This is a genomic window from Billgrantia kenyensis, assembly GCF_013697085.1.
Taxonomy (GTDB): Bacteria; Pseudomonadota; Gammaproteobacteria; order Pseudomonadales; family Halomonadaceae; genus Halomonas; species Halomonas kenyensis.
Window position 1 is genome coordinate 175,771 of record NZ_JACEFT010000006.1, and the last position, 21,225, is coordinate 196,995.

The window sequence follows — 21,225 nt, forward strand, 5'->3', positions numbered from 1 at the left end:
ACGTATATGCGGCGCTGCATTCTAACACAGCCTTTCGCACTAGGCGCCAGGCCGGCGAAGCTTGCCATTGACTCAAGGCAAGGCAAACCATTTTGGTGATGCTGACCGGGGCAGAATGCAGCCTTCCCTTTGCCCGTGGGCTGCTAGCCGGTATGCTGGCACCTCGGGATACCGGATGAGATACGCATGCCCTCGACGCTGATACGCTCTTCGCGCCAAGGACTGGCAGTGCTTGGCTTCGCCGCACTTCTAAGCGGCTGCCAAGGCCTGGCCTCCTCCCCTTTCGCCACATCCCCAGAGGACCCACTCGCAACGGCCCCTCCCATAGAGCGCGGCCTGGACGCCGAGGGACTGGCCACGCTGTTGACGGCGGAGCTTGCGGGACAGCGCGGCGACTATCGTCGTGCCACTCTGGGCTACCTGGCCATGGCAGAGCGCTACCAGGCCGCCGAGCTGGCAGAGCGCGGTACGCTGGCCGCACGCTTCAGCAACGACATCCTGCTGCTCGACCAGGCGGTCGCCACCTGGCACGAGCTCGACCCCGGTGCCGAAGCACCGCTGCGACTGCTTTCCGGGCTGGCGCTGCAGCGCGGCGACTGGAAAACGGCGCTGGATTGGCGCCTGGCGCTGGCCGAACAGGGCCAGCATGCCGAGCTGGCCCTGTTTGCCGAGCTGGCACTGGAAGCCGGCACCGACCCGCTACCCCTGCGCGAGCGCCTGCGGGACTACCTCGAAAGCCCAGACGCCAGCCGCCACCCTCACGCTCACGACGCCGAGCTGGGCATGGCCATACTCGAGGCGGCAACCGGTCAGCGCCTGCAAGCCGAGCGCCGCCTCGACCAGCTTGCCCGCAGCCATGCCGAACTTCCCGCGCTGTGGCTGACCCGAGCGCAGCTGGCACTGGAGGCGGACAACCCACGCCAGGCCCGCGAGGCAGCCAGGAGCGGCCTTGAAGTCTCGCCTGGCGACCCACGCTTCCTGCTGCTGATGGCCCAGGCCGAGCTGATGCTGGGCAACGTGGCCGCCGCCGAACGGCACACTTCGGCACTGCTGAATGAACATATCGGTAACCAGGAGCTGCGCATATCGCTGGCTCGGCTCTACCTGGAAGACAGCCATCACGATGCCGCCCGCCGCCTGCTGCTACCGCTGGTCAGCAGCGATGATCCCCCGCCTGCCGCCTTCTACCTAATGGGCCTGATCGCCGAAGAGGAGGGGGAAGTCGACAATGCCCTGCTCTACTACCGGCAGGTGACACCCGGTGGCGACTTCCTGAGAGCGCGGCTGCGGGCAGCCCAGATGCTTATCGAGGACGATCGCCTGCTCGATGCCCGCGCCTTCCTGCGCATCGAGCGTCTGCGACACGAGTCGCGCTTCAGTGAGCTGGTTGCCCTGGAAGCGCAGTTGCTGGATGACGCCGGACTGGGCGCCGAAGCCGACGCCCTGCTCAACCGCGAGCTGGCGCGCACGCCCAACGACGAGCCGCTGCTCTACATGCGCGCCATGCGCGCCTGGGAGCAGGGTGACATCGAGGCCATGGAACGGGATCTCGGCCGCATCATCGAGGCCAATCCGGACAACGCCGCCGCTCTCAACGCGCTGGGCTATACCCTGGCCGACCTCAACGTCGAGGAGCGCCTCGAGGAGGCCCGTGAGCTGATCGAGCGTGCGCACGCATTGGACCCCGGCAACCCAGCCATCATGGACAGCCTGGGCTGGGTCTACTATCGCCTGGGCGACCCGGAGCGCGCGATTCCCTGGCTTGAGCGCGCCTACGCCGGCATGCCCGACCAGGAGATCGCCGCCCACCTGGCGGAAGTGCTGTGGGAGCTGGACAGGCAGGATGAAGCACGCAGCATGGTCGAGCAGGCGCTTGAGCGCTTCGAGGAGCACCCGCTGATCGATGAGCTCCTGGAGCGAATTCCCGAGCTTGCACCCTGACGAAAATCCACTGGCCCACGAGACGACGTCATGAAAAACCTGACGACAACGGCACGATGGCTGGCAGCGAGCGCCATGCTCGCCCTGCTGGCCGGCTGCGCCGCCCCAACCACCCTCCCCGATTCCGAGCGCACTGAGGCTGTCTGGGAGGCCCAGCAAGAGCAGCTTGCCGCCCTGGACACCTGGATCCTGGTCGGCAAGGCCGGCCTGCGCACGCCTCAGGAGTCGACCAGCGCCAATCTGGACTGGAGCCAGCACCCACATTATTACCGTATGCTGATCAGCGGCCCGTTCGGCAGCGGCCGTAACCTGCTGGAGGGGCGCGAGGGGCGCTTCTCACTGACCAACGCCGACGGCCGTTTCGTTGCCGAGACGCCGGAAGCGCTGATGCAGGAGCAGCTCGGCTGGTCACTGCCGGTCAGCTCGCTTTCCGATTGGATACGCGGCCTGCCGGCCGAGCACAGCCAATACCAGCTCGAGCACGATGATTCCGGCTTCCCCCAGCGCCTGAGCCAGGACGGCTGGGATATCGACTACCGGGACTGGATACAGGTCGAGTCGCTTTGGCTGCCACGCCGCTTGATCATGGAGTACGACGACCTGCGCGTGACACTGGTGGTCACGGAGTGGCGCCCCGTCCTTGATGAGTGAGCCAATGACTACCGCGCCGAGACAGGAGCTCGTGCTGCCGGCCCCGGCCAAGCTCAATCGCCTGTTGCATATCATCGGCCGCCGCGAGGACGGTTATCATGAGCTGCAGACCCTGTTTCAGTTCCTCGATCACGGCGACACCCTGCATCTGCGCCTGCGCGACGATGCCGAGATTCGTCTGACGCCCGCCCTGCCAGGCGTCCCCGACAGCGACAATCTGATCGTGCGGGCCGCCCACATGCTGCAGGCCGAGACCGGCTGCCGGCTCGGGGCCGACATCCACCTGACCAAGCGCCTACCCATGGGCGGCGGCCTGGGCGGCGGCAGCAGCGATGCCGCCACCGCACTGCTCGGGCTCGATCGGCTGTGGCAACTGGGGCTATCGATTGACCGCCTAGCCACTCTCGGCCTGCGGCTCGGCGCGGACGTGCCGGTGTTCGTCCGCGGCCGTGCCGCCTGGGCCGAAGGGGTGGGTGAAAGGCTCACGCCAGTCGAGCTGGATACCCCTTGGTTCGTGCTCCTGCACCCGGGCATCGAGGTCGCTACCGGCGCGGTGTTCGGGGCACCGGAATTGACACGTGACACTCCCCCGATTACCATGGCGCGCGCACTGCAGGGGGGAGCGCCCAGCTGGCGAAACGACTGCGAGGCGACGGTCAGAGCACTCTATTCGCAGGTTGCCGACGCACTCGACTGGCTTGGTAGCCGGGCACCCGCCATGCTGACGGGCACAGGCGCCTGCATCTTCGCCAGGCTCGACTCCGAGGCTGAAGCAGGGCGTCTGATGGCCGAAATACCAGGACGCTATACTGCCTTCATGGCCCGAGGCCTGAATCTCTCCCCGCTACATGCTGCTCTCGAGCGATGACCTCGATGTCACCAAGCGAACGACTCGCTGCGCTTGCATCGACAGGCTCATCGCGAACAGGGCTACCCAATACTGCATAGGTGGATGCGCGTGTCAAAATTGATGGTTTTCGCCGGGAATGCCAACCCCGAGCTCGCCCAGAAGATCGCCGAGAGTCTGGATACTCGCATGGGTAACGCCACGGTCGGGCAGTTCAGCGATGGCGAGATCGCGGTCGAGATCAACGAGAACGTTCGCGGCAAGGACATTTTCATCCTGCAGTCCACTTGCGCACCGACCAACGACAACCTGATGGAACTGATCCTGATGGTGGACGCGCTGCGCCGCGCCTCTGCCACCCGGATCACCGCCGTGGTGCCCTACTTCGGCTACGCTCGCCAGGACCGCCGTGTGCGCTCCGCCCGAGTGCCCATCTCGGCCAAGGTGGTTGCCGACATGATGGTCAAGGCCGGCGTCGACCGAGTCATGACCATGGACCTGCACGCCGACCAGATCCAGGGATTCTTCGACGTGCCGGTAGACAACGTCTACGGCTCGCCAATCCTGCTCGACGATATCGAGCGCCAGAACTATGACGATCTGGTGGTAGTTTCTCCCGACGTCGGCGGCGTGGTCCGTGCCCGCGCCATTGCCAAGCAGCTCAACGCCGATCTCGCCATCATCGACAAGCGCCGCCCCCAGGCCAACCAGGCCCAGGTGATGCACATCATCGGCGAGATCGAGAACCGCACCTGCGTGGTGGTAGATGACATGATCGATACCGCCGGCACCCTGTGCAAGGCCGGCGACGCCCTGAAGGAGCACGGTGCACGTCGCGTGGTGGCCTATGCCACCCACCCGATACTGTCGGGCCCGGCGGTAGAGAACATTACCGGCTCGGTCCTCGATGAAGTCGTGGTCACCGATACCATCCCGCTGTCCGACATTGCCCGTCGCAGCGGCAAGATTCGCCAGCTCAGCGTGGCCGGCCTGATCGCCGAGGCGATCCGCCGCGTGAGCAACGAGGAATCCGTCAGCGCCATGTTCCACTGAGCGAAGATGCCGGGAACAGGCGCCGGAGCAGTGCCCCCTCGGGGGCTTTCGGGAACGTCGCGATCAGGTCGCGGGTCGCACGCCTCCCTTACTTTCAGCAAGAGGCAACATCATGTCCGAATTCACACTCAATGCCAGCGTTCGTAACGACCTGGGGAAAGGTGCGAGCCGCCGCCTGCGTCGTGCGAACCTCGAGGTGCCCGCCATCGTCTACGGTGGTGAGCAGGCCCCCCAGCCGATCTCCGTCGAAAAGGCCGCCTTCTACAAGGCCGTGGAGGACGAGTCCTTCTTCTCCTCCGTGCTCAACCTGGTCATCGACGGCAAGAGCGAGCAGGTGGTGGTGCGTGACCTGCAGCGTCACCCCTACAAGCCGCTGATCACCCACGCCGACTTCATGCGCGTCGACGCCACTCACACCATCACCATCAACGTGCCGCTGCACGTGGTGGGCGAGGAGAAGTCCAAGGGCATCAAGGACCATGGCGGCGAGCTGCACGTGCTGTCCAACGAGATCCAGATCAGCTGCCTGCCCAAGGACCTGCCCGACTTCCTCGAAGTCGACATCACCGACGTCGAGATCGGCACCACCCTGCACCTCTCCGACCTCAAGCTGCCTGCCGGCGTCACCCTGGTCGAGCTCTCCCACGGCGCCGACCATGACAACGCCGTGCTGAGCATCACCAAGCCCAAGGTTCGCGGCGAAGCTGCCGAGGGCGAGGAAGGCGATGAAGGCGAAGAAAGCGCCGAGTAAGCCGCATCGAGGCCGCCTCCCGGCGGCCTCTTTTCGCCCCGATCAAGCGCTACGGCGCTTGTTTTCGTTTGGAGGTCCAGCATGTCCCAGGTCAAGGCGATCATCGGGTTGGCCAATCCCGGTGACAACTACGCCGCCACGCGCCACAACGCCGGCGCCTGGCTGGTGGAAATCCTGGCCCGGCAGGCCGGCACCGAGCTGCGCCCGGAGAAGAAGTTCCTCGGCCTGTACGCCAAGGTATTGCTGGAAGGGCAGGAACTGCACCTGCTCGAGCCGACTACCTTCATGAACCGCAGCGGCGCTGCAGTAGCGGCACTATGCCAGTTCTACAAGATCGCACCTCAGGAACTGCTGGTAGCCCATGACGAACTGGACCTGCCGCCCGGCACCGCCCGCTACAAGCAGGGCGGCGGCCACGGCGGACACAACGGCCTGCGCGACATCATCAGCGCCCTGAGCGACAAGGGCTTCAACCGCCTGCGAATCGGCATCGGCCATCCCGGCGACTCCCGCCAGGTCACCAACTACGTGCTGGGCCGCCCCGGCAAGGCCGAGCTCGAGGCCATCGGCGGCGCGCTCAACGAATGCCTGGCGACACTGCCACTCGCCGTGGCGGGTGACATGGCCAAGGCCATGAGCCGACTGCACAGTTACTCAGGCTGAATCGGCTCCGAGGCTGAACTAGAATAGCGCCACTGCGAACGCCATCCGCTACCTCATTCAGGACATCACCATGGGTTTCAACTGCGGTATCGTCGGCCTGCCCAACGTAGGCAAGTCGACTCTCTTCAACGCCCTGACCAAGTCGGGCATCGACGCCGAGAACTTCCCTTTCTGCACCATCGAGCCCAACGTCGGCATCGTACCGATGCCCGATCCTCGCCTGGACAAGCTGGCCGAGATCGTCAAACCGCAGAAAGTCATCCCCACCACCATGGAGTTCGTCGACATTGCCGGCCTGGTGGCGGGCGCCTCCAAGGGCGAAGGGCTTGGCAACCAGTTCCTGGCCAACATACGCGAGACTCAGGCCATCGCCCATGTGGTGCGCTGTTTCGATAACGATAACGTCATCCACGTAGCCAACCAGGTCGACCCTCGTGCCGACATCGAGACCATCAACCTGGAGCTGGCTCTGGCCGACCTGGATACCGTCGAGCGCGCCATCCAACGCCTCGTTCGTGTCGTCAAGAGCGGCGACAAGGAAGCCATTGCATCCAAGGCGATCCTCGACCGCATCCAGCCGCACCTGGCGGAAGGCCAACCGCTGCGCAGCTTCGGCCTCGACGATGACGAGAAGCGCCAGCTCAAGAGCTTCGGTTTCCTGACGCTCAAGCCGACCATGTATATCGCCAACGTCAACGAGGACGGCTTCGAGAACAACCCCTATCTCGATATCGTCAACGAGATCGCCGCCGAGGAAGGCGCCGTGGTGGTCCCGGTGTGCAACCAACTGGAAGCAGAGATCGCTGAGCTCGACGACGATGAGCGCGCCATGTTCCTCGACGAGATGGGCATGCAAGAACCCGGGCTCGATCGCGTGATTCGTGCCGGCTACAAGCTGCTCGGCCTGCAGACCTACTTCACCGCGGGGGTCAAGGAAGTACGCGCCTGGACGGTCAAGGTAGGCGCCACCGCGCCCGAAGCGGCAGGGGTGATTCACACCGACTTCCAGAAAGGCTTCATCCGCGCCGAGGTGATCGCCTACGACGATTTCGTCTCCCTGGGGGGCGAACAAGGCGCCAAGGACGCCGGCAAGTGGCGCCTGGAGGGCAAGGAGTATGTCGTGCAGGATGGCGACGTGATCCACTTCCGCTTCAATGTATGACCCACTTCTTGACCCGGCGGGGCCCGATCCGTAGAATACGGCTCCGTTGATTGGCTACGTAGCTCAGTTGGTTAGAGCACATCACTCATAATGATGGGGTCCCCTGTTCGAGTCAGGGCGTAGCCACCAGAGACAAGAAACCCGGCGCCCAGGCGCCGGGTTTTTCGTGGTTTCGATTTACCCCAGCCGAGCCCGGTTGGCGAAAGCGATCAACGCCCGGGTCAGATGCTCGACATCATGACTGCCTGCCGTTTCGCGGATCGAATGCATGGCCCACTGCGGCACCCCCACGTCCAGCGTCGGCACCCCGAGTTCGGTGGCGGTGATCGGCCCGATGGTGCTGCCACAGCCCATGTCGGCCCGAGTGACGAAGGTCTGCACCGGAACGCCGGCTTCACGGCAGAGATCCCGGAACAGCGCCGAAGTGGCGCTATTGGTGGCGTAGCGCTGGTTGGCGTTGACCTTGATCACCGGACCGCCATTGAGCCCCGGCCCATGGGCGGCATCGTGCCTGTCGGTGAAGTTGGGATGCAAGGCGTGGGCGTTGTCGCAGGAAATCATGCGCGAGGCCTGGATCAGGCGAATGAAGCCCTCTTCACCCGGCTCGCCCAGCTGTGCGTTGACGCGGCGCAGCACGTCGCCGAGGAACGGCCCCTGGGCGCCGCAGGCGCTGGCACTGCCGACCTCTTCGTGGTCATTGGCCACCAGCGCCACGGCCTGGCTACCGTCGCTCTCCAGCAGCGCCTCGAGGCCGATGAAGCAGGACAACAGGTTGTCCAGGCGTGCGCTGGCCAGCAATTCGCGCTTTACACCGACCAGTGCCGGCGGCTGCACGTCATGCAGTGCCAGCTCGAAGTCGAGGATTTCTGCCCCGACGAGGCCATGCTCAGCCTCGAGCCACTCGAGCAGCAGCCGTTGCAGGTCGGCGCCCTCTCCCCCCTGCAGGAACACCGGCGGCATCTGGGTCTGGGCATTGATCGGCCGCCCGTTGTTGACCTCGCGATCGAGATGAATGGCCAGGCTGGGGATAATGGCGACGGGACGATCCACGTGCAGCAGAACACCTTCGATGCGACCGTCAGGATGGCGGACATGGATGCGGCCGGCCAAGCCCAGGTCACGATCGAACCAGGGTGCCAGCAGAACCCCGCCATAGAGCTCGACACCTAACTGCAGCCAGCCTGCCGCCGCCTGGGCGGCGTTGGGCTTCAGCCGCAATCCGGGGCTGTCGGTATGGGCACCGATCATGCGCAGCGCTTCGAGCCGATCATGGGGCAACTGCATCGCCACGATCGACGAGTCGTTGCGCGTAGCGTAGATCCGCTCGCCGGGCGAGAGCTCCCAGGGCTGGCTCTCGTCTAACCGACGAAAGCCGGCGGCATCGAGTCGCTCGGCCATGGCGTAAACTGCGTGCCAGGGAGTGGGTGAGCGTTGCAGGAATTCGAGCAGGCGCTCGAGACGGGCTTCCCGAGACATGTGGATCCTCATCAGGGGTCGTGGTTGACGCGCAAGCTGCTACAATGCGATGTCCGCCTTGGCAACTCATAAGCCAAACGCTTGTCTAGGGAAGGAAGTGTACACGAAACCAGGGGTGCTTCATTGATGAGCCTGTTAGTCGTTCTACGGCACACAGCGGTGCTGACGCTGGTGATGCTGCTCTCGTGCGCACAATTGGCGCTTGCCCAGATTCAGCCTAATGACGCCCAGCGGCAGGCTGCATTGGAAGTCGCCGAGTCGCTGCGCTACGGTCACTATGCCGAAACCGCACTCGATGACGCCTGGTCACGGCTGGCCTTCGACCGCTATCTCGAGATCCTCGATGGCCAGCGCGCCTTCCTGCTCGAGAGCGACATCGAGGAGTTTCGCCATTTCGAGAGTCGTATCACCGACATGTTGTTCGAAGGCGATCTCGCTCCTGCCTACCAGCTCTACCAGCGCTACCACGATCGTGCCGAGACTCGCTTCGAGTGGCTGCTCGACGCCATCGACGGGGGACTCGACTTCACCTATGAGAGCGACATGCGACTCGATCTCGATCGGCGCGATGCCGACTGGGCTACCAACGAGGAAGAGCTGGAAGAGCTTTGGCGCAAGCGGCTCAAGAACGCCGCCCTGACCCTGGACATCAGCGGCCAGGACTCGGAGCAGGTGGAAAACAACCTGCGCCAGCGCTACGAGGGCCAGCTTTCCCGCTTGCGCCAGACCAACGGCGAGGACGTGTTCGGCATGTTCATGGCGGCGGTGACCAGCAGCATCGACCCGCACACCGAGTACCTCTCCCCGCGCCAGGGCGAGTCCTTCGACATCCAGATGCGGCTTTCGCTGGAGGGCATCGGCGCCATGCTGCAGTCCGACGGCGAGTACGTTAAGGTCACCAGCCTGGTTCCCGGCGGCCCCGCCGATCGCGCCGGCGTGCTCGAGCCCGCCGACCGCATCGTCGGCGTCGGCCAGGAAGATGAGGAAGAAACCGTCAACGTGGTAGGCATGCGCCTCGACGAAGTGGTCGACCTGATACGCGGACCCAAGGGCACCGTGGTACGCCTAGATGTCGTGCCGGCCGAAGCCGTGGACATGACGCGCTCGCATACCGTCGAGATCACTCGCGATACCGTGGATCTCGAGGAGCAGGCGGCCAAGGGTGAAATCATCGAGGTCGAGCGCGATGACGGCAACAAGCGCATCGGCGTGATCACCATCCCCACCTTCTATGTCGATTTCGATGCCTGGCAGTCCGGCGCCGAGGAGTTCCGCAGCACCACCCGCGACGTGGCGCGTGAAGTCGAGCGACTCAAGGAAGAAGGTATCGACGGCCTGATGCTCGACCTGCGCAATAATGGCGGCGGCGCCCTGCAGGAAGCCAACTCCCTGCTCGGCCTGTTCATCGACCGAGGCCCCACCGTGCAGGTACGCGATGCCCGCGGCCGCATCAGCCTCTACGGCGACACCGAGGCCGGCACCCTTTACGATGGCCCGCTGGCGGTGCTCGTAAACCGTCTTTCGGCTTCCGCCTCCGAGATCTTCGCCGGCGCCATCCAGGACTATGGCCGCGGCCTCGTGCTGGGCAGCGCCACCTTCGGCAAAGGCACCGTGCAGACCCTCAACGACCTGAGCCATGGCCAGATCAAGCTGACCCGCGCCAAGTTCTATCGCATCTCGGGGGAAAGCACTCAGCATAGAGGCGTCGAGCCTGACATCCTGTTCCCCGACATGGTCGATCCGGAGCGCATCGGCGAAAGCAGCCTGGACAACGCCCTGGAGTGGGATATCGTTCAGGCGGTGCAGTATCGCAACTACGGCGAGCCGTGGGAGTACCTCGAGACCCTGCGCTCACGCCACCGTGATCGTGCCGACTCGCACCCCAACTTCGTCTATCTCAAGGAGCGCGTCGAGCTGGCACGGCGCATGCGCGAAGAGCAGACTACCGTCAGCCTCGACCGGGAGCAGCGACTGCAAGAAGTGGAAGCCCGCGATGCAGAGCAGCTGGCCCTCGAGAATCGTCGTCGCGAAGCATTGGGGCTCGATCTGCTGGAGGAGCTGATAGACGCTCGCGGCGAAGAGAATGAAGAAGAGCCGGTTGAACGCGTTCAGGTGACCGAGGCTGCCGCCATCCTGGCAGACTACGCCGAGCTAACCCAGCGGCGCCTGGCCGGTCGCCTGTAAGAGGCCCCGCCACACCGATGGCTTACAGCCCAGGCGCTTGCCTGGGCTTTTTCTTTGCTGCATCGATTTGTCGTCACCCACGCTCGGGGACTGGGCCGAGCACACGGCAGCCATGGCCCGCCATCAGACGACAGTGGACCCTTCGAGCCGCAGGTCGAGGCTTTCAAGATGAAGCGAGACAGGTGAAAAGCGTGGCTCCCGGAGCAGGACTCGAACCTGCGACCCAGTGATTAACAGTCACTTGCTCTACCGACTGAGCTATCCGGGAATGACACAATACGAAAGGTAAGGCCGATGGCTCTCGCGTGGCAAAGCCGATGCCTTATTCATCAGAGAGCTGATGGCTCCTCGAGCAGGACTCGAACCTGCGACCCAGTGATTAACAGTCACTTGCTCTACCAACTGAGCTATCGAGGAATGACAGGCGTCAGGATCAGCGGGGTGTTCTTGGCTCCCGGAGCAGGACTCGAACCTGCGACCCAGTGATTAACAGTCACTTGCTCTACCGACTGAGCTATCCGGGAATGGCCCTGAACACGGAGCGTAGTATACGGATCGCTCACATAAGGTCAAGGGCGGATCCTGCATGGGCTCCATACGCTCGCAGAATTATAGCTGCCAAATGCACGACGCCCGTGTGAACGAGGGTCACACGGGCGTCGTGATGCGTCTGGTGGCTACGCCCTGATTCGAACAGGGGACCCCATCATTATGAGTGATGTGCTCTAACCAGCTGAGCTACGTAGCCTTTTCTTGCTGCGGTTCGCTGAGGACCGAAGCTGGTGGTGGATTATGCCCGCCCCTCGCCGCCTTGGCAAGTGCGCTCAGGACTCGCTGCCGAGCTCAGCCCTCACCGCAGCGTCACCAGGCTGGCCATCGCGCGTGGTGACGCCCTCGAGCCATGCTTCAAGCGGCTCCGGATGCTCCTGCAGATAGGCTCGCGCGGCCTCGCGCGGATCGACGCCCTCATTCATGATTTCGTGCATCAGCCGGTTTTCCATCTCCAGGGTGAACCGGAGATTCTCGAGCAGGGCACCGACGTTGCCGCACTCCTCGACGAAACCGGCACGAGTATTGGTATAGACGGTGGCGCCACCGAGGTCGGGGCCGAAATAATCGTCGGCACCCTCCAGATAGACGATATCGAAGGTGGTGTTCATCGGATGCGGCTCCCAGCCGAGGAAGACCATCCACTCCTCGCGTGGTACCCGGGCACGAAGCTCAGCCAGCATGCCGGCCTCGCTGGAATCGACCAAGCGCCAGTCACCCAGGCCGAAGGCATCCTCGTCGATCATCTGCTGGATCAGCTCGTTGCCATCGTTACCAGCCTCGATCCCATGCAAAGTGGACTCGAACCGATCGGCATGGTCATCGAGGTCGGCTACCGAGGTGACACCGGCATCATGCACGTATCGCGGTACCGCCAGGGTGTACTTCGCCCCTTCCAGGTTGGCTGAGAGGCGATCGACTTCGCCGCGCTCGATATAGGGGTCGCTGATGGAGGCCATGGAGGGCATCCAGTTGCCCAGGAAGATGTCGAAATCGCCATTGCGCATGCCCGAGTAGGCGATGGGCACCGAGACGGTATCGACACGGGTCGAGTAGCCCAGGGCCTCTAGCACCTCCCTGGCCAGGGCCGTGGTCGCGGTGATATCCGTCCACCCTACCTCGGCGAAGCGAACGGTCTCGCACTGTGACGGCTCGTTGGCCGCGAGCACCGGACCAGCAACACCCAGGACCAGGGCACCAAGCCCGAGCACAGCCGAGTGAGACCGGGTCATCTTGTTCATGTGCGTTCTCCTCTGGTTGATGGCACAGCCGGCTTCAATTTTATTTTGATTGAACGTTCAACAAAAAAATGCCAAGCTTGCCTCAAGGTAACCATGCACGATGTGTGGTTGCAAATCTTAACCGGGTTCAGGAGGTTGGGGTGCCCAAGATCGGAATGGAGCCTATTCGCCGCCAACAGCTCATCCAGGCTACCAAGGCGGCCATCGACGAGGTCGGCCTGGCAGACGCCACCGTGATGCGAATCGCGCGCCATGCCGGGGTTTCAGCGGGCATCATCGGGCATTACTTCGGCGGCAAGGACGGCCTGCTGGAGGCCACCATGCGCCAGATCCTCACCGACCTCCGCCAGGCCGTGGCAGAGCGACGCCGCAACCTGGTCGATGACTCCCCGCGAGACCAGATCGGCGCGATCATCGACGGCAACTTCGACCGTAGCCAGGTTACCGGCCCGGCAGCCAAGACTTGGCTCGCCTTCTGGGCCAGCAGCATGCACAAGCGGCAGCTGCAGCGCCTGCAGCAGGTCAACGACCAGCGCCTCTACTCCAACCTGTGCTTCCAGTTCCGCCGCCTGATGCCCCGCGAGCAGGCACGCGATGCCGCCCGTGGCCTTGCCGCCATGATCGACGGGCTTTGGCTGCGCGGCACCCTGAGCCCCGAGGGGCTGGATACCCAGCGTGCCCGCCGCCTGGCATATACCTACCTGGATGAATTGCTCGCAAGCCATGGGCCCTGCCCCGCGTCCCCCAAGGAGACAGCATGACCGCTTTCGACAACGAGCCCCTCTACATCGACGGCCGCCGCAAGCCGGCAACCTCCGGCGAGAGCTTCGATGTCGTCAATCCCTATGACGGCAGCCTGCTGGCCAGGGTCGGCCAGGCCAGCCAGGCAGATGTCGATTGCGCCGTGGCCTCGGCCCGCCAGGGCCAGCGCCGCTGGGCGGCCATGACCGGCATGCAGCGCGGCCGCATCCTCCAACGCGCCGTGACGCTCTTGAGAGAGCGTAACGACGAGCTCGCCGAACTGGAGACCCGCAATACCGGCAAGCCGATCAGCGAGACCGCCGCGGTAGATATCGTCACCGGCGCCGATGCCCTGGAGTACTACGCCGGCCTGGCCCCAGCCATCGAGGGGGTGCAGATCCCCCTGCGCGAGTCGTCGTTCGTCTATACCCGCCGCGAGCCGCTGGGCGTCATCGCCGCCATCGGCGCCTGGAACTATCCGATCCAGATCGCCTGCTGGAAGGCTGCCCCGGCGCTCGCAGCGGGCAATGCCGTGGTGTTCAAGCCAAGCGAGGTCACCCCACTCTCCGCCATGAAGCTGGCCGAGATATTCACCGAGGCGGGGCTGCCCGCTGGCGTGTTCAACGTCGTTCACGGCGACGCCCGCGTCGGCCAGATGCTGACCGCACACGAAGGCATCGCCAAGGTCTCGTTCACCGGCGAAGTGGGCACCGGCAAGAAGGTGATGGCCGCAGCCGGTGGCTCGACGCTCAAGGACGTCACCATGGAGCTGGGCGGCAAGTCGCCGCTGATCGTGTACGCCGACGCCGACCTCGACCGCGCTGCCGATGCGGCGATGATGGCCAACTTCTACTCCAGCGGGCAGATCTGCACCAACGGCACGCGGGTCTTCGTCGAGCGCTCGGTAAAGATCGCCTTCGAGGAGAAGATCGCCGAGCGTGTGGCACGCATCCGGGCCGGCGACCCGCTGGACCCCGGCATCAATTTCGGCCCGCTGGTGAGCTTCGAGCACCAGGCCAAGGTGCTCTCCTACATTGAACTGGGCAAACAGGAAGGCGCCCGAGTGCTGGTGGGTGGCGAAGTGCTTTCAGAAGACGACTTCGCCCGTGGCGCCTGGGCCCCGGCCACGGTCTTCACCGATTGCACCGACGACATGGCCATCGTGCGCGAGGAGATTTTCGGCCCGGTGATGGCGATCCTCGCCTTCGATAACGAAGAGGAATTGATCCGCCGCGCCAACGATACCCACTACGGCCTCGCCGCAGGCGTGTTCACCGAGAGTCTCTCTCGCGCACACCGCACCATTCATCGGCTCGAGGCCGGGATTTGCTGGATCAACACCTGGGGCGAGTCGCCGGCCGAGATGCCCGTGGGTGGTTACAAGCAGTCCGGCATCGGCCGCGAGAACGGTATCGAGACGCTGGCCCACTACACCCAGACCAAGTCGGTGCAGGTGGAAATGGGCCCCTTCGAGTCGGTGTTCTGAGGAGAATCCATGTCCCAGGTTCGTGAATTCGACTACGTCATCATCGGCGCCGGCTCGGCCGGCAACGTGCTCGCCACCCGCCTGACCGAAGATGCGGACGTCAGCGTGCTGCTGCTCGAGGCAGGCGGCCCCGACTACCGCTTCGACTTTCGCACCCAGATGCCCGCTGCGCTGGCCTACCCGCTGCAGGGCAAGCGCTACAACTGGGCCTTCGAGACCGACCCCGAGCCTCACATGAACGGCCGCCGCATGGAGTGTGGCCGCGGCAAGGGGCTAGGCGGCTCGTCGCTGATCAATGGCATGTGCTACATCCGTGGCAATGCGTTGGACTACGACAACTGGGCGAGCATGGCGGGCCTTTCGGACTGGCGCTACGCCGACTGCCTGCCCTACTTCAAGAAGTCCGAGTGTCGTGACATCGGCGCCAACGCCTATCACGGCGGAGACGGGCCGGTGCATGTGGCCACGCCCAAGGAGGGCAACAACGCGCTCTACCGCGCCTTCGTCGATGCCGGCGTGGAGGCCGGCTATGCCGAGACCGAAGACGTCAACGGTTACCAGCAGGAGGGCTTCGGCCCCATGGACCGCTTCGTCACCCCCAAGGGGCGGCGTGCCTCCACCGCGCGGGGCTATCTCGACCAGGCCAAGGGCCGCGACAACCTCACCATCGAGACCCACGCCACCACGGACGTGATCGAGTTCGACGGCAAGCGCGCCGTCGGCGTACGCTACCTGCGCCGCGGCCAGGCGCAGCGGGTGCGTGCCCGACGCGAAGTGCTGCTGTGCGCCGGGGCCATCGCCTCGCCGCAGATCCTGCTGCGCTCGGGGGTCGGCAACCCCACCCACCTGCGCGAGTTCGACATCCCCGTGGTGCATGAGCTACCCGGCGTTGGCGAGAACCTGCAGGACCACCTGGAGATGTACATCCAGTACGAATGCAAGCAGCCGATAACCCTTTATCCGGCACTTAAGTGGTTCAACCAGCCAAAGATAGGTGCCGAATGGCTATTTTTCGGCAGCGGTATCGGTGCCAGCAACCAGTTCGAGTCGTGCGCCTTCATTCGTACCCATGACGCGGAACCCTGGCCCAACCTGCAGTACCACTTCCTGCCCATCGCCATCAGCTACAACGGCAAGAGCGCAGTTCAAGCCCACGGCTTCCAGGCTCACGTCGGCTCGATGCGCTCCGAGAGCCGCGGGCGCATTCGACTGACATCGCGCGACCCCGAGGCGGCTCCCAGCATCCTGTTCAACTACATGGCCAAGGAAAAGGACTGGCAGGAGTTTCGCGACGGCATCCGCCTGACCCGCGAGATCATCGCCCAGCCGGCCATGGACACCTATCGCGGCCGTGAGATCTCGCCTGGACCCGACGTGCAGAGCGACGAGCAGCTCGACGCCTTCGTTCGCGAACACGCCGAAACCGCCTATCATCCCTGCGGCAGCTGCCGCATGGGCGAAGACGACGCCGCCGTGGTCGATGGCCAGGGCCGGGTCCACGGCCTGGAAGGGCTGCGCGTGGTGGACGCCTCGCTGTTCCCGGTGATACCCACCGGCAACCTCAACGCGCCGACCATCATGCTGGCCGAGAAGATTGCCGACCGCATACGCGGCCGCGATCCGCTGCCACCTTCGAATGCGCCCTACTTCGTGGCCCACGACAACCCGGCACGGAACGAGCCCCAGCGCCGGCTGACCTGAGCTATGCCAATCCCCCTGCGCCCCGCCATCGTGCGGGGCGTTTTCGTCGAAGTCCCGCAAGACTGGCCAGCACTGGTGAGATGGGCTAGGCTGACACATTCAAACAACTGTTCTAAACGCGATCCGAAATACGGAGACGAGGCATGCTCACCCTGATACTCCTGATCCTCACCGTCGTCGGCCTGCTGGTGCTGATGCGGCGCGAGGCCGGCGCCGTACCGACCCTGGCGCTGCTCGGCGTGCTCGGCCTGGCAGGGCTGCTGCTGGGTTCGCCCGTGCTGGGCGTGCTGCTGCTGCTCGGTGCAGTGGCCGTTGCCGTGGCCGGCCTGCCCGGCGTCCGCATCCACTGGCTCACGCCGCGCCTGTTCGCCATGTTCAAGCGCGTCTCGCCCAAGGTGTCCGACACCGAGCGAACCGCGCTGGAAGCCGGCACCGTGGCCTGGGACGGCGAGCTCTTCTCGGGCCGCCCGCAGTGGGAAAAGCTCATGGCCTACCACGACGACGGCCTGAGCGAGGAGGAGAAGCGTTTTCTCGAGCAGCAGTGCAGCGTGGCGGCGGGAATGTGCAATGCCTGGGAGATCGCCAAGGAGCGTGCCGACCTGCCCGAGGAGCTGTGGCAGTACCTGAAGAAGGAAGGCTTCTTCGGCATGATCATTCCCAAGGAGTACGGTGGCCTGGGCTTCTCGGCCAAGGCACAGTCGTTGGTACTGCAGAAGCTCTCCATCAGCGAGACGCTGATGGTCACCGTGGGCGTGCCCAACTCCCTCGGGCCCGGCGAGCTGCTGCTCAAGTACGGCACCCAGGCACAAAAGGACCACTTCCTGCCGCGCCTGGCAGACGGCCGCGAAATCCCCTGCTTCGGTCTCACCGGCCCGCGCGCCGGGAGTGATGCCACCTCGCTGCCCGACACCGGCATCGTCTGCAAGCAGATGGTGGACGGCAAGGAGGTCCTGGGGCTGCGCCTCAACTTCGAGAAACGCTGGATCACTCTGGCGCCCATCGCCACCGTGGTGGGCCTGGCCTTCCGCCTGTTCGACCCGGACCACCTGCTGGGCGACGAGGAGGATCGCGGCATCACCCTGGCCCTGGTGCCACGCAACACCGAGGGCATGGAGATCGGCCGCCGCCATCACCCCATCGGCAGCCCCTTCCTCAATGGTCCAATCAAGGGCAAGGACGTCTTCGTGCCGCTGGATACCATCATCGGCGGCACCGAGATGATCGGCCAGGGCTGGCGCATGTTGGTGGAGTGCCTCTCCATCGGCCGCTGCATCACCCTGCCTTCGGGTGCCAGCGGTACCATGCGCTATGCGTTGGGCTGGACCGGCGGTTTCGGCCGCATTCGCCGCCAGTTCAACGTCCCGGTGGTGGAAATGGAGGGCGTGCAGGAGCCCCTGGCACGCCTCGCCGCGCTGGGCTACATTGCCCAGGCTGCGGTGTACCAGACCGCCAATACCATCGACCGCGGCGAGAAGCCTTCCGTGCCATCAGCGATCCTCAAGAGCCAGCTCACCGAGTTCCAGCGCCTCGGGCTCTCCGATGCCATGGACATCCATGGCGGCAAGGCCGTCACGCTGGGTCCGCGCAACTACCTGGGTATCGGCTACAGCGCCAACCCGGTCTCGATCACGGTCGAGGGCGCCAACATCATGACCCGCAACCTGATGATCTTCGGCCAGGGTGCGATACGCTGCCACCCGTTCGTCCTCCAGGAGCTGGCCGCATCGGACAGCGACGATCTCCAGGCCTTCGACCGCGCCTTCTTCGGTCATGCCGCACTGGTCTTCGGCAACGCCGCCCGCGCCTTCACCATGGGCCTCGGAGCCGGCAAGCCGAGCGTGCCCTTCGATGCAGTCGCGGCGCCCTACGCTCGTGACATGGCGCGACTCTCGGCCGGTTTCAGCCTGTGTGCCGATGCCGCCATGGCCAGCCTTGGCTCGGCCCTGAAGCAGCGCGAGATGATCTCGGCACGCCTCGGCGACGTGCTCTCCAATCTCTACCTCGCTTCGATGGTGCTCAAGCAGTGGCAGGAGGGCGACAAGGTCGAGGGCGAAGCCGCCCTGCTCCACTACAGCTGCATCCACCTGCTGCAGCGCGCCGAGCAGGCCTTCGACGAGCTGTTCGACAACCTGCCCAACCGTGCCCTCTCCGGGGTGCTACGTGCCGTGGTAATGCCGCTGGGTCGGCGCTGGAAGCGTCCGGCAGACCACCTGACCCGTGAAATCGCCCAGGCCGTGTCGCGCGACACCGCGCTGCGCGCCAAGCTGATCGCGGTCGCCTGGCAGGACGACGACGGGCTCAAGGAGAACCCGCTGGCCCACTACAATGCTCTGTTGGCCGATTACGACCGCGCCGAAGCGATCTACCGTACGGTCAACAAGGCCTATGCCAAGGGGGAACTGCCACGCCAGGCCCTGCATCCCGAGGTGCGCCTGGAAGCGGCCAGGGAGAAGGGGCTGGTCAGCGAGGAGGAGGCCGAGTTCATGCGCGGCTTCGAAGCCGAGGTGCTTGAGCTGCTCAGCGTGGACGACTTCGAGTACGACGAATTCGCCACCGACAAGGAAAACATCCTCCGCCACAACGCGGCTTAAGATCGGCCCCCACCACTCAACCCCGGCCCCAGCGCCGGGGTTTCGTTTCCTCAAGACCTCACTTCTCTACAAAGGCCAGACCAGCAGGATCATCGGAATCGCCACCGCCAGCACCACCAGCTCCAGCGGCAGGCCCATCTTCCAGTAGTCGCCGAAGCGGTAGCCTCCCGGCCCCATCACCAGGGTGTTGGACTGGTGTCCGATCGGTGTGAGGAAGGCGCAGGAGGCGCTCACCGCCACCACCATCAGGAAAGGGTCCACCGAGGCGCCGAAACCGTCGGCCAGGCTCGCGGCGATGGGTGCCATCAGCACCGCCGCCGCCGCATTGTTGATGATGTCGGAGAGCATCATGGTGATCACGAAGAGCCCCACCAGGGTCACCACCGCCGGCCAGTGCCCACCCCAGATCAACAGAGTCTCGGCAATCAGCGCCGCCCCACCGCTGGTCTCCAGCGCCTGCCCCACCGGAATCATGGCCCCCAGCAGCACGATCACCGGCCCGTCGATAGCCTGATAGCCCTCGCGCAGGGGCAACACCCCCACCAACAGCGCCAGCAGCGCCGCGCAGGAAAGCGCCACCGCCGCCGGCAGCAGTCCCAGCAGGATGGCGAGAATGGCCGCGCCGAAGATGCCCAGAGACGCCAGCAGCATGCGCGGCTGGCCCAGGGTGAGGTTGCGGCTGGCGAGCGGTAGGCAGCCCAAGGTGGCCAGGCTCTCGGTGAGTTCGCTCTCTCCCCCCTGCAGCAGCAGCACATCGCCGGGGCGAAAGCGGATCTCGCGCAGGCGCTGCTTGAGGCGGCCGCCGTCACGGGCCACCGCCACCAGATGCAGCCCGAACTGGTTGTGCAGGCGCAGCTGGGTGACGGTGCGGTTGACCATCATGGAGTCGTTACGCACCACCGCCTCGGCCAGTTGGAGACCTTCGGTATCCACGCCACTTTTCTCTTTTTTCTCTTTTTTCTCTTTTTTCTCTTCCTTCTCTTTCTTCTTCGCCTGCTTCTTGTCCGTAGCCGCTTCCTCCCTCGGCTCGGCTTTCTGCGAGATCTCGCTGCGCTTCTCTGCTTGCTCGCCCTTCTCGGCCGTCTGCTCCTCGTCCTCGGCCTCCTTCTCCTTGGCCTCCTGCTCCTCGTCCTCGGCTTTCTTGCCCAGGCGCAGGCCCGCCTTGTCTTCCAGCAGCTTCATCTCTTCGGGCCCCGCCTCCATCAGCAGGATGTCACCCTCCTGGAGAGTGCCGAAGAAGGCATGACCGGCGCGGCGCTTGTCGTCGCGCACCACCGCCAGCACCGGAATGGTCTCTTCGAGTTCCTGCTGCAGCTCACGCAGGGTCAGGCCGTTGGCCTTGGACTCCTCGCCGACCCGCAGCTCCACCAGGTAGTTGGCGGTATCGAACATCGCCTCCGTGGAGGCCTTGCCAGCGCGCTGGGGCACCAGGCGCCAGCCGATCAGCAGGATAAAGGCCAGCCCCGCCAGGGCCACCGCCACCCCGACCGGCGCAAAGGAGAACATGCCGAAATTCTCGCCGGACACCGAGCCGCGGTAGCTGGCGATGATGATATTGGGCGGGGTACCGATCAGGGTGGTCAGCCCCCCCAGCAGCGAACCGAAGGCCAGCGGCATCAGCAGGACCGAGGGGGAGGCGTCGTGTTCTCGTGCCAGGCGCATGGCCACCGGCAACAGCAGGGCCAGCGCGCCGACGTTGTTCATGAAACCGGATAGCACTACCACGGTGCAGGTCAGGGCGGCCAGCTGCAGGAAGAGCCGGTCACCCACCTTGAGTACCTGCTCGGCGATGACGTCGACCACGCCGGAGCGCTCGAAGCCGCGGCTGAGCACCAGCACCGCCGCCACGGTGATCACCGCCGGGTGACCAAAGCCATAGAACGCCTCTTCGCCAGGCACCAGCCCCAGCAGGACCGAGGCCAGCAGTGCGGTAAGTGCCACCAGATCGTAGCGGAAATGGCCCCAGACGAAGGCGAGCAGTGTCATGCCCAACACGATGAAAACCAGCGTATGGTCGGCCATGCCAACCGCTCCCTGTGATGGCTCAAGCCACAGCACAACAGTGGTTCAAAAAAAAATCCAGCCTTTTCGGCAAGTTCGCGCTGTATCGGATCGAGTAGGAGGGGGAGTCGCCTCCCCCGTCCTCTCACACCACCGGGCATACGGGTCCGTACCACGGCGGTTCACG

15 protein-coding genes and 5 tRNA genes are annotated in these 21,225 nt (G+C 64.7%); 13 read left to right on the forward strand and 7 right to left on the reverse strand.

All coding sequences use genetic code 11. From position 1 onward, the window contains the following. Window positions 1-186: 186 nt before the first annotated feature. The 8 genes from H1D44_RS07980 to H1D44_RS08015 all read left to right on the forward strand — a co-directional run bounded on the left by H1D44_RS07980 (window position 187) and on the right by H1D44_RS08015 (window position 7,197). Window positions 187-1,941, forward strand: coding sequence for a tetratricopeptide repeat protein (locus H1D44_RS07980; protein ID WP_181514309.1), 1,755 nt, complete (start codon window positions 187-189; stop codon window positions 1,939-1,941). Window positions 1,942-1,971: 30 nt separating this feature from the next. Then, entirely contained in the window at window positions 1,972-2,592 is a 621-nt protein-coding gene (gene lolB, locus H1D44_RS07985) for a lipoprotein insertase outer membrane protein LolB (RefSeq protein ID WP_181514310.1), read from the forward strand. A gap of 4 nt (window positions 2,593-2,596) precedes the next feature. Continuing rightward, the gene (ispE, locus tag H1D44_RS07990; RefSeq protein ID WP_181514311.1) at window positions 2,597-3,460 is read left to right on the forward strand and encodes a 4-(cytidine 5'-diphospho)-2-C-methyl-D-erythritol kinase; all 864 of its coding nucleotides are present in this window, start codon (window positions 2,597-2,599) and stop codon (window positions 3,458-3,460) included. 90 nt (window positions 3,461-3,550) lie between these two features. Further along, a complete protein-coding gene (locus tag H1D44_RS07995; protein WP_181514312.1) occupies window positions 3,551-4,492 on the forward strand; it encodes a ribose-phosphate diphosphokinase in 942 nt (313 codons plus the stop codon). Between the two features lie 112 nt (window positions 4,493-4,604). After that, on the forward strand, window positions 4,605-5,243 hold the full coding sequence (locus H1D44_RS08000) for a 50S ribosomal protein L25/general stress protein Ctc (protein WP_181514313.1): 639 nt from the start codon (window positions 4,605-4,607) through the stop codon (window positions 5,241-5,243). 81 nt (window positions 5,244-5,324) lie between these two features. Then, window positions 5,325-5,906, forward strand: coding sequence for an aminoacyl-tRNA hydrolase (gene pth, locus H1D44_RS08005; RefSeq protein WP_181514314.1), 582 nt, complete (start codon window positions 5,325-5,327; stop codon window positions 5,904-5,906). 70 nt (window positions 5,907-5,976) lie between these two features. Continuing rightward, complete coding sequence (gene ychF, locus H1D44_RS08010) at window positions 5,977-7,068, forward strand: redox-regulated ATPase YchF (RefSeq protein ID WP_181514315.1); 1,092 nt, start codon at window positions 5,977-5,979, stop codon at window positions 7,066-7,068. A 52-nt stretch (window positions 7,069-7,120) separates the two neighbouring features. Further along, window positions 7,121-7,197 (forward strand) — tRNA-Met (locus tag H1D44_RS08015). Between the two features lie 48 nt (window positions 7,198-7,245). On the opposite strand, the gene H1D44_RS08020 is transcribed toward H1D44_RS08015, so the two are convergent. Beyond that, the gene (locus H1D44_RS08020) at window positions 7,246-8,544 is read right to left on the reverse strand and encodes a M18 family aminopeptidase (protein WP_181514316.1); all 1,299 of its coding nucleotides are present in this window, start codon (window positions 8,542-8,544) and stop codon (window positions 7,246-7,248) included. A 126-nt stretch (window positions 8,545-8,670) separates the two neighbouring features. On the opposite strand from H1D44_RS08020, the gene H1D44_RS08025 reads away from it, so the two are divergent. Next, window positions 8,671-10,728: a carboxy terminal-processing peptidase gene (locus H1D44_RS08025; RefSeq protein ID WP_181514317.1), complete on the forward strand. Its 2,058-nt coding sequence runs from the start codon at window positions 8,671-8,673 to the stop codon at window positions 10,726-10,728. A gap of 192 nt (window positions 10,729-10,920) precedes the next feature. Here H1D44_RS08025 and H1D44_RS08030 read toward each other — a convergent pair. The 5 genes from H1D44_RS08030 to H1D44_RS08050 all read right to left on the reverse strand — a co-directional run bounded on the left by H1D44_RS08030 (window position 10,921) and on the right by H1D44_RS08050 (window position 12,518). After that, window positions 10,921-10,996 (reverse strand) — tRNA-Asn (locus H1D44_RS08030). 73 nt (window positions 10,997-11,069) lie between these two features. Then, a tRNA-Asn gene (locus tag H1D44_RS08035) sits at window positions 11,070-11,145 on the reverse strand. Window positions 11,146-11,176: 31 nt separating this feature from the next. Then, a tRNA-Asn gene (locus H1D44_RS08040) sits at window positions 11,177-11,252 on the reverse strand. 147 nt (window positions 11,253-11,399) lie between these two features. Beyond that, a tRNA-Met gene (locus tag H1D44_RS08045) sits at window positions 11,400-11,476 on the reverse strand. Window positions 11,477-11,552: 76 nt separating this feature from the next. After that, a complete protein-coding gene (locus H1D44_RS08050) occupies window positions 11,553-12,518 on the reverse strand; it encodes a choline ABC transporter substrate-binding protein (protein ID WP_181514318.1) in 966 nt (321 codons plus the stop codon). A 140-nt stretch (window positions 12,519-12,658) separates the two neighbouring features. Between H1D44_RS08050 and betI the strand changes: the two genes are divergently transcribed. The 4 genes from betI to H1D44_RS08070 all read left to right on the forward strand — a co-directional run bounded on the left by betI (window position 12,659) and on the right by H1D44_RS08070 (window position 19,037). Continuing rightward, window positions 12,659-13,279, forward strand: coding sequence for a transcriptional regulator BetI (gene betI, locus H1D44_RS08055; protein ID WP_181514319.1), 621 nt, complete (start codon window positions 12,659-12,661; stop codon window positions 13,277-13,279). After that, complete coding sequence (gene betB, locus H1D44_RS08060; protein ID WP_181514320.1) at window positions 13,276-14,745, forward strand: betaine-aldehyde dehydrogenase; 1,470 nt, start codon at window positions 13,276-13,278, stop codon at window positions 14,743-14,745. The genes betI and betB overlap by 4 nt, the downstream gene beginning before the upstream one ends. Window positions 14,746-14,754: 9 nt before the next feature. Beyond that, on the forward strand, window positions 14,755-16,446 hold the full coding sequence (gene betA / locus H1D44_RS08065; protein ID WP_181514321.1) for a choline dehydrogenase: 1,692 nt from the start codon (window positions 14,755-14,757) through the stop codon (window positions 16,444-16,446). Window positions 16,447-16,589: 143 nt separating this feature from the next. Then, window positions 16,590-19,037, forward strand: coding sequence for an acyl-CoA dehydrogenase (locus H1D44_RS08070; protein WP_181514322.1), 2,448 nt, complete (start codon window positions 16,590-16,592; stop codon window positions 19,035-19,037). Between the two features lie 66 nt (window positions 19,038-19,103). Here H1D44_RS08070 and H1D44_RS08075 read toward each other — a convergent pair whose 3' ends face one another. Continuing rightward, window positions 19,104-21,059, reverse strand: a complete 1,956-nt coding sequence (locus H1D44_RS08075) for an SLC13 family permease (protein WP_181514323.1) — start codon at window positions 21,057-21,059, stop codon at window positions 19,104-19,106. Between the last annotated feature and the right edge of the window lie 166 nt (window positions 21,060-21,225).